General features: G+C 69.3%; 14 protein-coding genes. 6 read left to right on the top strand and 8 right to left on the bottom strand.

The window, feature by feature from the left end; genetic code table 11:
* Positions 1-203: 203 nt before the first annotated feature.
* Complete coding sequence (locus ACH4TV_RS33335) at positions 204-701, bottom strand: carboxymuconolactone decarboxylase family protein (protein ID WP_398404739.1); 498 nt, start codon at positions 699-701, stop codon at positions 204-206.
* Between the two features lie 94 nt (positions 702-795).
* On the opposite strand from ACH4TV_RS33335, the gene ACH4TV_RS33330 reads away from it, so the two are divergent.
* The 3 genes from ACH4TV_RS33330 (at position 796) to ACH4TV_RS33320 (ending at position 3183) form a co-directional block, all read left to right on the top strand.
* Positions 796-1785 (top strand): pirin family protein, encoded by a 990-nt coding sequence (locus ACH4TV_RS33330; protein WP_398404737.1) that lies wholly within the window; start codon positions 796-798, stop codon positions 1783-1785.
* A gap of 25 nt (positions 1786-1810) precedes the next feature.
* The gene (locus ACH4TV_RS33325; RefSeq protein ID WP_398404735.1) at positions 1811-2149 is read left to right on the top strand and encodes a GNAT family N-acetyltransferase; all 339 of its coding nucleotides are present in this window, start codon (positions 1811-1813) and stop codon (positions 2147-2149) included.
* Between the two features lie 137 nt (positions 2150-2286).
* Positions 2287-3183 (top strand): LLM class flavin-dependent oxidoreductase, encoded by an 897-nt coding sequence (locus tag ACH4TV_RS33320; RefSeq protein ID WP_398404733.1) that lies wholly within the window; start codon positions 2287-2289, stop codon positions 3181-3183.
* Between the two features lie 463 nt (positions 3184-3646).
* Here the strand turns inward: ACH4TV_RS33320 and ACH4TV_RS33315 are convergent, their stop codons facing one another.
* From ACH4TV_RS33315 to ACH4TV_RS33305, 3 genes are all read right to left on the bottom strand, one after another.
* The gene (locus ACH4TV_RS33315) at positions 3647-4537 is read right to left on the bottom strand and encodes an LLM class flavin-dependent oxidoreductase (RefSeq protein ID WP_398404731.1); all 891 of its coding nucleotides are present in this window, start codon (positions 4535-4537) and stop codon (positions 3647-3649) included.
* Positions 4538-4705: 168 nt separating this feature from the next.
* Positions 4706-5422 (bottom strand): NADPH-dependent F420 reductase, encoded by a 717-nt coding sequence (locus ACH4TV_RS33310; RefSeq protein WP_398404729.1) that lies wholly within the window; start codon positions 5420-5422, stop codon positions 4706-4708.
* A gap of 44 nt (positions 5423-5466) precedes the next feature.
* Entirely contained in the window at positions 5467-6498 is a 1032-nt protein-coding gene (locus ACH4TV_RS33305) for an LLM class flavin-dependent oxidoreductase (protein WP_398404727.1), read from the bottom strand.
* Positions 6499-6716: 218 nt separating this feature from the next.
* On the opposite strand from ACH4TV_RS33305, the gene ACH4TV_RS33300 reads away from it, so the two are divergent.
* Positions 6717-7184: a MarR family winged helix-turn-helix transcriptional regulator gene (locus tag ACH4TV_RS33300; RefSeq protein ID WP_398404725.1), complete on the top strand. Its 468-nt coding sequence runs from the start codon at positions 6717-6719 to the stop codon at positions 7182-7184.
* A 156-nt stretch (positions 7185-7340) separates the two neighbouring features.
* Here ACH4TV_RS33300 and ACH4TV_RS33295 read toward each other — a convergent pair whose 3' ends face one another.
* From ACH4TV_RS33295 to ACH4TV_RS33280, 4 genes are all read right to left on the bottom strand, one after another.
* Entirely contained in the window at positions 7341-8249 is a 909-nt protein-coding gene (locus ACH4TV_RS33295) for an SDR family oxidoreductase (RefSeq protein ID WP_398404723.1), read from the bottom strand.
* 358 nt (positions 8250-8607) lie between these two features.
* On the bottom strand, positions 8608-9087 hold the full coding sequence (locus ACH4TV_RS33290) for a MarR family winged helix-turn-helix transcriptional regulator (protein ID WP_398404721.1): 480 nt from the start codon (positions 9085-9087) through the stop codon (positions 8608-8610).
* 11 nt (positions 9088-9098) lie between these two features.
* Positions 9099-9275 (bottom strand): hypothetical protein, encoded by a 177-nt coding sequence (locus tag ACH4TV_RS33285; RefSeq protein ID WP_398404719.1) that lies wholly within the window; start codon positions 9273-9275, stop codon positions 9099-9101.
* A 46-nt stretch (positions 9276-9321) separates the two neighbouring features.
* Positions 9322-10227, bottom strand: a complete 906-nt coding sequence (locus ACH4TV_RS33280) for an NADP-dependent oxidoreductase (RefSeq protein WP_398404717.1) — start codon at positions 10225-10227, stop codon at positions 9322-9324.
* A gap of 194 nt (positions 10228-10421) precedes the next feature.
* Here ACH4TV_RS33280 and ACH4TV_RS33275 point away from each other — a divergent pair, with 194 nt between their 5' ends.
* Together ACH4TV_RS33275 and ACH4TV_RS33270 are read left to right on the top strand one after the other, a co-directional pair.
* The gene (locus ACH4TV_RS33275) at positions 10422-10946 is read left to right on the top strand and encodes a hypothetical protein (RefSeq protein ID WP_398404715.1); all 525 of its coding nucleotides are present in this window, start codon (positions 10422-10424) and stop codon (positions 10944-10946) included.
* A 540-nt stretch (positions 10947-11486) separates the two neighbouring features.
* Entirely contained in the window at positions 11487-13835 is a 2349-nt protein-coding gene (locus ACH4TV_RS33270) for an alpha-L-fucosidase (RefSeq protein ID WP_398404713.1), read from the top strand.
* Positions 13836-13917: the final 82 nt, after the last annotated feature.

Raw genomic sequence — 13917 nt, 5'->3', positions numbered from 1 at the left:
GGGCCAGGGGCCGACGACGGCCAGCAGCTGTACGGTGCGCGGGCGGCAAGGGTGGTGTCCCAGGGGCGCGGGTCGCACATGGTGCCGCGCCGCACCTGATCATCGACGAGATCGAGTCGCGAACCGGTGCCGGTACCGGCACCAACGCGGCACTCCTCGCGCCCGCCCCGCTGTCGCCCCGCGTTCCTGCGGCCGTACGACGCTCACTCCGCGCTCGTCTGCTCCGGGCCCTGCGTGCCTCCCGGAGCATCTCGATTCGCCCGTACCGGGTGCTTGCTCATGATCGAGACCCGGTTGAACGCGTTGATGGTGACCGCCACCCAGATCGCGGCGGAGATCTGGTCATCGGTGAGCACGGGGCGAGCGGCCTCGTAGGCGGATTGCTGTGCGACGGAACCGGTGGGGTCGGTCGTGGCCTCGGCCAGTGCGAGGGCCGCACGCTCCGTGGCGGAGAACACCTCGGTGTCCCGCCAGGCGGCCAGCACTCCCAGCCGCTGTGCCGACTCACCCGCACGCAGGACTGCCCTGGTGTGGATGTCGAGGCAGTAGGCGCAGCCGTTGATCTGCGACACGCGGAGGTTGATCAGTTCCACAGCGGTGCGGTCGAGCCCCGCTTCGGCGGCGACCGTCCGTACCGCTTCTGCCGTCTGCCGCAGGGCGTGGAAGGCCTTGGGGCTCTGTTTGTCGATGAAGATCCGCATGTCTCCCGCTCGTTGTCTGCTTGCTGTGGTCTTCGCCCTATGATCATGGCATCATAGTTGACGCGACAACTAGATTCCAGGAGAGGTGGTCTCGGTGAGCAATGGAGAAGCCGAGCCGGCAGTAATGACATGCGGGTCGCCGGTCGACGGCGTACGGCCGACCGGGGCGCCCCGGGTCGACGTGCTCCCCGCGCGGGAGGTGCCCCTGGGCGGTCCGCGCTCGATGACGGTGCGGCGGACGCTGCCGCAGCGGGACCGGCCACTGATCGGCGCCTGGTGCTTCGCCGACCACTACGGTCCCGACGCGGTCGCCGACAGGGGCGGCATGACGCTCCCCCCGCACCCGCACACCGGCCTGCAGACGGTGACCTGGCTGTTCAGCGGAGAGGTCGAGCACCGCGACACGCTCGGCACGCACGCCTTGGTGCGCCCCGGGGAGATCAACCTCATGACGGGCGGGCACGGCATCGCCCACTCGGAGGTCTCCACCCCGCGCACGACCGTCGTCCACGGCGTCCAGCTGTGGGTGGCGCTGCCGGAGGAGCACCGGAACGCCGAACGGGACTTCCAGCACTACTCGCCCGAGCCCGTGCGGATGGAGGGGGCCGAGATCAGGGTCTTCCTCGGCTCGCTCGCCGGTGGGGTCTCTCCGGTGCGGACCTTCACGCCGCTGCTGGGCGCCGAGATCGTCCTCGAACCGCGTATGACGGTCACCCTCCCCATGGACACCGAGTTCGAGCACGGCGTTCTCGTGGACAGCGGAGACGTCCGGGTGGCCGACACCCTGCTGCACCGGGCGGAGCTGGGCTATGTCCCGCCGGGTGCGGGCACCTTGACGCTCACGAACGAGTCGGACGGTCCGGCGCGGACGATTCTGCTCGGCGGCACTCCGTTCGAGGAGGAGATCGTCATGTGGTGGAACTTCATCGGCCGCACGCACGAGGACATCGTCAAGGCCCGCGAGGACTGGGAGGCCTCCTCCGACCGCTTCGGCACCATGGAGGGATTTCCCGGCGGCCGTCTCCCCGCACCCGCCCTGCCCAACGCCACCATCAGGCCGCGCCGCAACCCTCCGCGCCGCTGACCTCCCTCGGAAAGGTTCCCCCCTCATGAGCCAGCCTTCTGCCGACCCGTCCATCGAGCGCGTGGACGCACACCATCGGTACGAGATCGTGGTCGACGGCAAGCGCGCCGGCGTGACCGAGTACCGCGACCACGGTGAGCAGCGCGTCTTCTTCCACACGGAGGTCGACGACGCCTACTCCGGACAGGGCCTGGCCGCACAGCTGGTGCTGCAGGCACTCACCGACACGCGCGCCTCCGGGAAACGGATAGTCCCCGTCTGCCCGTACGTGGCCAAGTTCCTGAAGAGGCATGACGAGTTCGCCGACATCACTGATCCCGTGACCCCTGAGGTCCTGCGGTGGCTTGAGGCGCACCTGGGCTGACTTGTCGTCGCCCGGACGTGGCGGCCGAGCCTCCCCATCGGGGGCATCTGTCAGGGGGCGAGGGGTCCACCTTCCCGGCCGGATCGGCGACAGGCAGCCGGTCCCGGCAGGGCAGCAGCTATTCAGGAAGGTCAGAAATGCCCAGACAGCAGCACGAGTTGCTCTTCGGAAGCTTCATCACGCCGAGTGCCGATCAGGTCGACCAGGTGGTGGCGCTCACCCGGCTCTCGGAGCGGGCCGGGCTCGACCTCGCCACGTTCCAGGACCACCCCTACCAGCCGCGGTTGCTGGACTCCTGGACGCTGATCTCGTACCTCGCCGCGGCGACGAGCCGTATCAAGCTGGCGCCCAACGTGATGAACCTGCCGATGCGCCAGCCCGTGGTCATTGCCCGCAGCGCCGCGACACTGGATCTGCTCAGTGGCGGGCGCGTCGAACTGGCGCTGGGAGCGGGCGCGTTCTGGGACGCCATCGAGGCGATCGGCGGCCGGCGGCTGGCACCCGGCGAGTCCGTCGACGCCCTCGAAGAGGCCATCACGATCATCCGCGAGATCTGGGACCCCGAAACGCGCGGCGCAGTGCGCATGGACGGCACCCACTACCACGTCGCGGGCGCCAAACGAGGCCCCGCACCCGCCCACGACATCGGCATCTGGGTCGGCGCGTACCGGCCACGGCTCCTCCGTCTGGTCGGCCGTGTCGCCGACGGATGGCTGCCCAGCCTCAGCGCCTTCGACGGAGGGCTCGCCGGACTCGCCCAGGCCGGCCGTCACATCGACGAAGGCGCCGAAGCGGCGGGGCGTGACCCCGCGTCCGTGCGCCGACTGCTCAACATCGGCACTCCTTCGCCATCCGGCGGCTCCGGAGCCCTCAGCGGACCGCTCACCCAGTGGGCCGAGCAACTAGCCGAAGCCACCCTCGAACACGGCATCTCCGGCTACATCCTGGGCGGCGACGACCCCACCGCGATCCAGCAGTTCGGCGAGGAGGTCGCCCCCGCCGTACGGGAACTGGTCGGAAAATCCCGTAGCTGACCGGCCCGTCCCGCTGCCGGCCGCTCCCACCGCCGGACACGTCCATTACGGCTCTCCAGAACGGCGTCAGTGATCCAGTCGGCCGCGGGATGTGACCGTCCAGGCTGGCGCCGAGCTCGGTGGCGGCCCGGACCTGGCCATCTGCGCAGTACGTGTCCGGTGTCCCGCGCCCAGGCGTTGTCGACCAGGCCGGTCGAAACAGCCACAGGGCCCGCCCGCGGGTCCAGCGCCTGATGCGCGGCGGGCGGCCACACGTGAGTCACCAGGGCGTCCGGGCGGGCGAGGACTGGGCATCGAGCGCCGGCATCCACCGGAACGTACGGTGGACGACGGGCCGGAGCGCATCGGCCGCACCGTTGAGGTAGACCTCGGCACACAGGGCCCGCAGGACTTCGGCAGTTTCCTGAGTGGCGAGGCCTGCCAGTCAGGAGCATCGCTGTGATGCCCCGACCGTTGGTGACGGTCAGTCGTTTCCCGAAGTCCGCCACCGGGGAAGAACGTCCGCGGCGATCCGGTCGACCACCGACCGCGGCGCGGAGAAGGGGCCTTGCGCACGCGGCCACGGGGCGACGACATCGGTGAAACCCAGCTCGTGGGCCCGGCCCAGAAAATCGTCGAAGCAGTCGGCCGACTGGATACTGAGCACCGGCGCGGCATCGGTCTGCAGCATCCGCCGGAACCCCGGATCGGCCTCGCGTCCGTGCGTCGCAAGGGCAGCCGTCATCCGGTCGCTCGCCTCCGAGACGAGACCCCACCACGCGTCGAGCCGCTCCGCCATCCCTCCGATCGTCACCCACCCCTGCCCGTACCGCGCCGCGACAGACGCTGCCCCGGGACCATTGGCCGCCACTATGAACGGAAGCCGCGGCTGCTGCCGGCACCCGGGCACCGAACGAGCGTCGACGGCGGAGTAGTAGTCGCCCTGGAAGGAGACATGGTCCTCGCGGAGGAGCCGATCGAGCAGTTCGACGAACTCGCCGAACCTGCGAACCCGGCTCTTCGGCGCTCCCGCCCCGAAAACGTCGACGTCGTACCCGCTCTCCGCGCCGGCGCCGACGCCGAGAGTGAGACGCCCTTCGCTGATCTCGTCGAGGCCGATCAGGTCGCGGGAGAAGGCCACCGGGTGGCGGAAGTTCGGGCTGGCCACAAGCGTGCCGATCTCCAGGCGCGACGTGACCAGTGCGGCGAGGGTCAGCGTCGGCACCGTGCCGTACCACGGGCCGTCGAGCAGCCCGTCCCAGCCAAGGTGGTCGAAAGTCCAGCCGTGGTCGAACCCGTACTCTTCGACGCTTGCCCAGATCTGCCGGGCGGATTCCCCGGAATACTCCGGTAATACCGTCATCCCCACGCGCATGTGCGCCTCCTCGTCCTCTCCGCACGGCCTGCCGTCACCCGGCGCAGTTCCCATGCGCAAGGCATGCAAGCGGATCATCCCACTCTTCGAGGAGGGCAGTACTTCTACGTTTGCGTAGCGGTCACACATCAGAGGGGTTGGTGGGGAGTGGCTGAGACGTTCCGATGCCTACGACGGCTCGGGCACCGGTTCGGCGAGCGTGGGCCGTGCGGCGGCGACGGCCCGTCCGCGATCCGAGTCGGGGAAGTGGCTGAGCATCGCCTGCAGTTCCTCGCTGTCGACGTTGGCGCCGAACGACTCCGAGCCCGGCTCCAGCCGCACCCCCGAGGCCAGCGGGCCCGCGACGACGGGGTCGAAGCCGAGGCCGTCGACGAGGCGCGAGACGGTGATGAGGTCCTCGGGGTCGTCACCGGCGACGGCGATGGCCTTGCGGCCATGGATTCCGGCGGGCCGGGCCCCGTCCTCGAGGTCGTGGTAGCCCATGTGGTTGAAGGCTTTGACCACGCGTGCGCCAGGCAGGAACCGCTGCACGATCTCGCTGGAGGAGGTGCGCGGGTCGGTGAGATCCTCGCGGACGCCGTCGACCTCCCACCAGTAGTTCATCGCGTCGATGACGAGCTTGCCCTCCAGGGCCTCCACCGGAATGCTCCGGTACTTGCCCAGGGGGAGGGCCAGGACGACGACGTCCGCCTTCGCCGCCGCCTGAGCCGCGGTGACCGCGGTCGCGCCGGGCGTGAGGACCTCGACGGTGAGGGCGATCTTGGCCGGGTCGCCCGATCCGGCGATGAGCACGCGGTAGCCGGCCGCACGGGCCAGCCGCGCGAGCACGGTGCCGACCTTTCCCGCGCCCAGGATGCCGATGGTTGCCATGTCGGTGGTGGCCATGTCCGCTCCGTTCGATGTCAGTCGGGTCGGTCGGGTCGGTCGGGTCAGTCGGCGAGGAGGTCGCGGACCATCGGGAGGACCTTCGTGCCGTACAGCTCGACGGCACGAAGCCGGGCGCTGACCGGCTGTGCCCCGGTGGTGTAGATGAGGTCGAACCGGCCGACGTCGAGCGTCTTGATGGCGCGGGCCATCTTGCGGGCGACCGTCTCGGGCGAGCCGATGTACAGGGAGCCGTGTTCGATCTCGGCCGCGTACTCCTCCTTGCGGACCGGCGGCCAGCCGCGCAGCGCGCCGATGCGGTCCCGGATGACCTTGTAGTGCGGCCAGTGCAGCTCCCGGGCCTCCTCGTCCGTGTCGGCGATGAAGCCCGGTGAGTGCATGCCGACCGGGTGGGCGGTCGTGCCGAACTTGTCGGCGGCGCGCTGGTAGAGGTCGATGTACGGCGCGAAGCGCTCCGGGCTGCCGCCGATGATGGCCATCATGAGCGGGAAGCCGTAGTTCGCGGTGCGGATGACCGACTGGGGCGAGCCGCCGACGCCGACCCAGGTGGTCAGGTGCCCGGACTCGGTCTTGGGGAAGACGTCGGCGTGGTCGAGCGCGGGTCGCTTGGTGCCGCTCCAGGTGACGGGCTTCTCTTCCAGCAGTTTGGCGAAGAGGTCGATCTTCTCTTCGAACAGCACGTCGTAGTCGCTCATGTCGTACCCGAACAGGGGGAACGACTCGGTGAAGGAGCCGCGTCCGAGGATGACTTCGGCCCGGCCGTTCGAGAGTGCGTCCACGGTCGAGAACCGCTGGAACACGCGGACCGGGTCGTCGGAGCTCAGCACGGTCACGCCGGAGGACAGACGGATGCGCTCGGTGCGGGTGGCGATGCCGGCGAGGACGGTCTCCGGGCTCGAGATCGCGAACTCGGGGCGGTGGTGCTCGCCGAGGGCGAGGACGTCGACACCGGTCTCCTCCGCGAGAACGGCTTCGTCCACGACCTGCCGGATGGCCCGTGCGTCGGACACCGGGGTGCCGGAGTCGTCCTCCGGCACATCGCCGAACGTGTCCAGACCGAAGACGAGATCAGACATGGCGGGGTTCCTTCGTTAGCAGGTGCTGTGCCCGTGGAGGCGACTTCCTGGCACCAACGGTTGACGTATCAATCATGAGCCATTTTGATTGATACGTCAACTAACGATGAAGGGAGGGTGATGACTGGTCTCCTCGCCCTCTGCGAGGTGCGGCGGGCGTCGATCGCGCCCCTCCGCGCAGGTCTGGGTGACCCATCAACCCCTTTACACTCGCTTGTATGGATGAAGAGGTTCGGTGGTTGACGGCGGAGGAGCAGCACGCCTGGCGGAGCTTTGTGCGGTTGCATGAGCGGCTGGGGGGTCGCCTGTCGCGGATGTTGCAGAGTGAGTCGAAGCTCTCGGCCGCGGACTTCGGCGTGCTGGTCAGTCTGACGGATGTGCCGGACGGTCGGCAGCGTTACCAGGATCTGGCCCGGGCGCTCGAGTGGGAGAAGAGCCGTATGTCCCACCACATCGCTCGGATGGCAGGACGAGGGCTGGTGATCCGCGAGGAGTGCCTCGATGACGCGCGGGGAGCGTTCGTGGTGATCACGGATGCCGGGCGGGCGGCGATCGAGGCGGCGGCTCCGCTGCATGTGGAGGCGGTCCGGCAACTGTTCCTGGACCATGTCACCCCGGCGGAACTGCGGACCCTGGCCGACATCTCCGACCGAGTGGTGGCGAAGCTGGACGAGGACCCCGCCTGATCGAGCGATCGCCGTGCTACCTGGCAGGAAAGGCGTCCTGGGACTGTCCTGGTCCTCGAAGCCAGGGGCCCTTTCAAGCAGGCGGGGATCGGGCCGTCGATGCCACCCATCGAGGGGACCCCCAGTTCCGGGCAGCGGGACCGGGTTGCGGGATCGTCACCGGTGTCGTGCGTTGCCCAACTCGTCGGTGAGCCGGGCGATGGCGCCTTCGGCCGTGGGGGCGGGGCCGAAGAGTTGCTCCTGGCGGCGGGTGTCGGCGACGTAGCGGCCCTTGTCGAACCAGCCGAACATCGCGGCCATGTCCTTGACCACCGGGTTGAAGCGGCCGACGACGGCTCCTGCGGTGCGGGTGACGGTCGGGGGGACGGCCCACACCTTGATCTTCCTTCCGGCCCGACTGCCCATCAGGTCGGCCATCTCGCGCATGCTGACCGGGCGGTCCCAGCCGATGTCGATGCGCTCACCGTCGGCGGCCTCGGCGTCGACGGAGGCCGCCAGGTAGGCCGCGAGATCGGAGGTGTGGACCCAGGTCAGCGGGACGGTGGGCTTGCCCATCCACACCAGGCGGCCCTTGTCGAGGGGGTCGCCCGCCATGGTCGCGATCTGGTCGAAGAAGGCTCCCGGGCGCAGGGCGACGAAGGGGACGCCGAGCTGTTCGAGTTTGTCCTCGGCGACCTTCTTGTGCCAGAAGTGCGGGACGTGGGGTGTCTGGTCGCTGGTGAGGATGCTGGTCAGGACGAACCGCCGGATGCCGGTGCGGTGGGCCGCCTCGGCGAGGTTGGCGTTGCCGACGGTGTCGATGTCGTACGCGTTCTTGCCGCCGCGGGTGTAGCCGGCCGCGGTGGTGATGACGGCGTCGGCGCCGTTCATGGCAGCGACGAGCGAGTCGGGGTCGAGCATGTCGCCGCGGGCGATCTCGACGCCCCGCTTTTCGAGCTTGCTCGCGTCGGTGGTCGGCCGGACGAGGGCGCGGACGTTCTTGCCGCGCGCCAGTAGTTCGTCGACGACCTTGCCGCCGAGGGAGCCGGTCGCGCCGACGACGAGGACGGGGAGGGTGGTGGTCATGGGGGTCTCACTTTCCAGCAGTTCAGGAGTGGGGGGTGGGGGAATGAGGTGAGTGGGGCAGTGGTGGCTGCGGACGTGAGCGCGCCGTCGGCCCGTCGCTCAGAGGGCGGGCCTGTGGTGGACGTATCGCGGCGCGGGTCGTCGCGGACCTGCAGGAGCGTGCGGAGGCCGAGGGTGGCCCGGACGCGGGTGATGCGTACGTCCTTGATGTGTGGCCGGCCGGCGACGGGGAGAGGGCTCGCCGGCCCGAGGAGGGTTGCCCAGCACCCCTGCGAAAGTGAAGAGATGTGCGCCCTATGTTTACGTATTCACCCATCTGCCATATGGGGTGCGGCCATTTGGGACGCAAACAGGAGAGCTACGTGGACTCTTCTTCCGGCAGCGGGCGGCTGTTGATCGCGTCGGCGATGGCATAGGCGGTGCGGACGAAGGTCTCCGCCTGCTGCGCCGAGAGGTTCAGTGCGGAGGTCTCCTCCAGGGCCCGCCACATGGCGGCGATGGGTTCGCGCATGGCGCGGCCCTTGTCGGTGAGGTGGACGACCATGACGCGCCGGTCGTGTGCGGCCGGTTCGCGGACGAGCAGGCCGGCGTCCTGCATGCGGCGTAGGGACTTGGAGACGGTGGAGTGGTCCAGGCCGACGCTTTCGAGCAGCTCGGACTGGGTCTGGCCGTCCCGGTCGAGGAGCTGCATCAGCAGCAGTTCCTGTCCGGGATGCAGGTCCATCTCGCGGAGTATGACGCCGGCGCGGGCGCGGTGAGCGCGGGCGAGCTGGAAGATCGCGTAGCTCATCGGCCCCTCGCTTGCCGTGGAGGGGGTGCGGTGGGTCGAGGCGGGCATAGTTCGGTTCCTCAGACGGTGTGGCCGACCGCTCCGCCGCCGTAGAGGGTCGCCGGATCGGGGGTGGTCAGCGGCGCGTCAGAGCGTAGCCGCTCAAGCGTGTCCGGGTCGGCGGGCGCGAGGGGGTCGACGAGGGCGAGGCCGACCGTGCCGTTGTCCGGGTTCTTGGCGCGGGCGGGAGATGCCATCGACGGTGGTCGACGTCCATGCAGCGCTCGGTATGAGCGGGCGTGATCAGTCGACGGTGAGGACGATCTTGCCCCGGCCATGCCCGCCGTCGCTGACCTGCTGGGCCGTGGCGGCCTCGGTGAGCGGGTAGGCGGTGACGGTGGTGACGACCTTGCCGGTCGCGGCGTCCTGCGCCAGGGCGGCCAGGTCGGCGGCCGAGCGTTCCGGGGAACCGCTGGAGAAGGTGATGCCGAGCTGGTACGCGCGGAGGTCGGCGATGGTGACGATGCGCTCGGTGCCGCCGCGCAGGGTGATGGAGTCCTCCAGGGCTCCCTTCCCGGCCAGGTCGAACACGGCGTCCACGCCGTCGGGGGCGAGGGCTCGGACCCGCTCGACCAGGCCCTCGCCGTAGAGGGTGGCGGTGGCGCCGAGCGCGGTGAGGTATTCCTGGTTCGCGGGGCCGGCGGTGGCGATGACACGCGCTCCGCGGGCGGCGGCGAACTGGACCGCCACGGTACCGACCGCTCCGGCCGCGCCGTGCATCAGGACCGTCTCCCCCTCGGTGACGCCGAGCAGGTTCAGGACCCGCTCGGCCGTCGCGCCCGCCACCGGCAGCGCGGCCGCGTCCTGCCAGGTGAGGCCGGCGGGCTTGAGGGCCACGGTGGTGGCCAGCGCGTACTGGGCGTACGAGCCGGTGTCCGACCAGCCCAGCACCTCGTCGCCCACCTTCACGTCCTGCACGCCCTCACCCAGGGCGTCCACCACGCCGGCGAACTCACCACCGGGGATGGCGGGCAGCGGCGTCGGGAACCTGGCCTCCAGGGCTCCGGAGCGGATCTTGCCGTCCAGCGCGTTCAGTCCGGCCGCCTTCACACGGACACGGACCTGCCCGGGACCGGGCTGCGGGACCTCGACGTCCGCCTCGTGCAGTACTTCCGTGCCGCCGAAACGGTCGAATTGGATGGCCTTCATGGTGACTCCTCTCATGTCGCCACCCCTTTAGGTGGCTGGACACATAATCAACGTAGCAGCAAACGTGTGGCTGGCCAAGTATTTGCTGCCACTCGGGCTGCATGAGACTCTCGGGGCCGGTGCACGCCACGGTCGTTGACGGCTAGTTGATGTGTCATATATAAAGATGATGCATCAATCAAAGGATTTGGGTCATGGAGACAATGCAGAGCCACCAGCAGGCGGAACCCGGTGCCATCACCGCCTTCGCCCGCTTCGTGCTCTTCGGCGGCGGGGTGGGGATCGCCTCCAGCTTTGCCGTGGCGGCTCTCGCCTCCTGGATTCCCTGGGCTCTGGCCAACGCTGTGATCACCGTGGCTTCCACGCTCCTCGCCACCGAGCTGCACTCCCGATTCACCTTCGGCGCGGGCGGGCGCGCTACCCGGAGCCAGCATGTGCAGTCGGCCGGGTCCGCGGCGGCCGCGTACGCGGCGACCTCTGGGGCGATGCTTGTCCTGCACCTGCTGGTGACGGCGCCCGGTGCGGTGCTGGAGCAGGTCGTCTACCTGTCCGCCTCCGCACTCGCCGGTGTCGCACGGTTCGTGGTGCTGCGCCTCGTCGTCTTCGCGCGAAACCGTTCGCAGGCCGCGACCACCGTCCGCACCGCCCGTCCCGTGCACACGATCAGGGCCCGCGCCGCGGCCCCGGCCGCCCTTGCGATGCTCCTCCGCGCTGCCTGACCGCCGTCATTTGGGCGGGGCGGCCGGTGCCGTCGGTGCCGGATCTGTGACGCGCCGGCGTGGCCCTTGCGTCGGACTACGGGTAGATCATGTCGTCCCTGGTGGCACCAAGGGGCGGATCGCCTCGCTCCTCGTGCTTCACCCGCGGACCTGGCAGCGCCGACTGCAGGACGAGGGGACGACCTTCGAGACCGTCCGCGACGAGGTGTACGCCCAAGTCGCCGGTGCCCTCGGCTGTTCTGAACAGTCGGCACTTACCCGCGCCTTTCGCGTATGTGATGCCTTGCGCTGTCCGAGCAGGCCATGACCGAACTGCTCGACGTGCTGACCGGACGAGACTGACGGCTGATTTCTCCACATGCCATACATGCCCCACGTGACCCACGCGTCGACTCACGGAGAGCCGCGCACCGGAAGGGCGCGGTGGCGGGTGCCCGCCTTTTCATCCTACCTATAATCCCAACCCTCCTCTCTGTCAGGGCCGTTGACAGGGCCGTGAGTCCATTCAATCATCAGACATCCGATGAATTGGAGCCGCTCATGGGTACGTATCCGAGACGTCAGGTCCTGGGCACCGCGGCCGGAGTCGCCGCCGCTGCGGCCCTTCCCCTTGCCTCGGCCACCGCCGCACACGCCGTCGAACCACTCGCCGGGTACGCCGGTCCGTGGGCTCCCGTCCCCGACCCCGTCCCTGTTCCCCTCGACTCCCTCTACGACAACGACGGCATCGACACCGCCTCCGCACGCGGCGGCGACTTCGACGGCTCGGGCTACACGTTCCCGGGCGAGGAACTTCCCGCGGGCCGTGTCGAAGTCGACGGCGCGCCCTTTGTCTTCCCGGCCTCGGATGCGGGCGCGAAGAACAACGTCGTCGCCCTCGGCCAGCGCGTGGAACTGCCCAAAGGCCGCTACCTCTCGGCCCTGTTCCTCACCGCGGGCAGCTACGGCAACGCCTCCGGCAAAGCCACGGTCCACTACGCGGACGGCTCGACCACGACCGCCACCCTCGGCGGATCCGACTGGTACGCCACGGGTGGATCTCTGTCGGTGCCGTACCGCTACGCACCGGACGGCACCAGGGACGAACACCGGGTGGGGATCGGCACCTCCGAGTTGTGGCTCGACCCGCAGCGCGACGCCGTAGCGATCACGCTCCCGGTGACCAATCCGGCGCAGGCGAACAAGGCGTCGCTCCATGTGTTCGCGCTGTCCCTGCAACCTGCCGCGCAGGGACGCGCACTGGCCCTGCGCGGGGCCCGGTCCACGAACTCGCTGCTGGAGTCGTCCGGCGCACAGAGCGTCGAAGCCACCGTCATCAACGCGGGGACGGTCTCCGTCCTGGCCGCGGACGGCGTGTCGGTGGGCGTCGAGGTGCCGGGAGCCCGGACCGTCGAGGCCGCCCGTGTCCGCCGCCTGGACCCCGGTGAGCAGGCCCGCGTCCGCGTGGGCATCCGCAACCGTGCGTGCACCGCCCCCGGCACGGTCCGCGACGGCTCGGTGACCGTCACCGGACGCGGAAGCCAAGTCGCCGCGCAGGAAAGCCGGTTGACCCTCGGCGTCGCCGACTACCAGCCCACCGCGTCCTCGCTCTCCAGCCACCAGGCGCCGTACTGGTTCCAGGGCGCCAAGTTCGGCATCTTCATCCACTGGGGCGTCTACTCGGTGCCGGCCTGGTCGCCGGTCGGCAAGCAGTACGCCGAGTGGTACTGGAACCACATGCAGGACCCCGCGAACGCCGTCCACGGGTACCACCGCGAGACGTACGGCGAGAACTTCGCCTACGACGACTTCATCCCGATGTTCACGGCGGAGAAGTTCGACCCGCGCGCCTGGGTCGAACTGTTCCGGGACGCGGGCGCGGAGTACCACGTACTGACCTCGAAGCATCACGAAGGCTTCGCGCTGTGGGACACGAAGGTCTCCGAGCGCAACTCCGTGAAGATGGGCCCGAAGCGGGATCTCGTCAAGGAACTCTTCGACGCGTCCCGTCGCTACACCCCCGAACTCCACCGCGGGCTCTACTTCTCCATGCCCGAGTGGTTCAACCCGGACAACCCCTGGATGGGTCACGCCCCGCGCAATCCGTACACCCAGGAGCCGGAGCCCTACACGGGTTACACCGGGGGCAAGGACTTCGTGAAGGACTACCAGGCCCCGCAGATGCTGGAGTTGATCCAGGGCTACGACCCGGAGCTCATCTGGTGCGACATCGGCGGCGCCAACGACAGCCTCCATGTCCTGGCCGAGTACTTCAACCACGCGAAGAACCGAGCCAGGCCCATCGACGTCACCGTCAACGACCGTTCGGGCATCGGCTTCCACGACTTCACGACCCCCGAGTACACGACGTACGACAACACGGTCATCGCCAAGTGGGAGTCCAGCCGCGGACTGGACCCGTTCAGCTACGGGTACAACAAGGCGACCCCGGACGACGCCTACATGACGACCGAGGAGGTCGTGCACAGCCTCGTCGACATCGTCTCCAAGAACGGCAACTTCCTTCTCGACATCGGCCCGCGGGCCGACGGCACCATCCCCGAGATCATGCAGACCCGGCTGCGTGAGACAGGCCGCTGGCTCCGCACCAACGGAGAGGCGATCTACGACACCACGTACTGGTCCCGGATGGCCGAACTGGGCGAGGACCTGCGGTTCACCGTCCGCCCGGACGAGGCCTTCTACATCCACTCCCTGGCCAGGCCCGGCGCCAGACTCACCGTCGAAGCACCGGTCCCGGTCCGCGCCGGCGACAGGGTGACGATGCTCGGCCACGGCCGACCCCTGACGTGGACCGTCAGCAACGGGGCGCTGGTGATCGACGTCCCCGAAGCCGCACGCAGGGCGGGGCAGCACGCGTGGGTCTTCAAAGTGCACTGGCGTGCCTGAGAACCGAGGGACATCCTGAGCCCGACCGGTGGTCGCGACGGCACAACACCGCTCGCGACACCGGTCCGGGCGGTGACGGTGG

This window comes from Streptomyces sp. NPDC020898 (assembly GCF_044333925.1).
In the GTDB taxonomy this organism is placed as follows: domain Bacteria; phylum Actinomycetota; class Actinomycetes; order Streptomycetales; family Streptomycetaceae; genus Streptomyces.
Note: the sequence above shows the minus strand (reverse complement) of the source record. Positions and strands in the feature narration are given on the sequence as shown.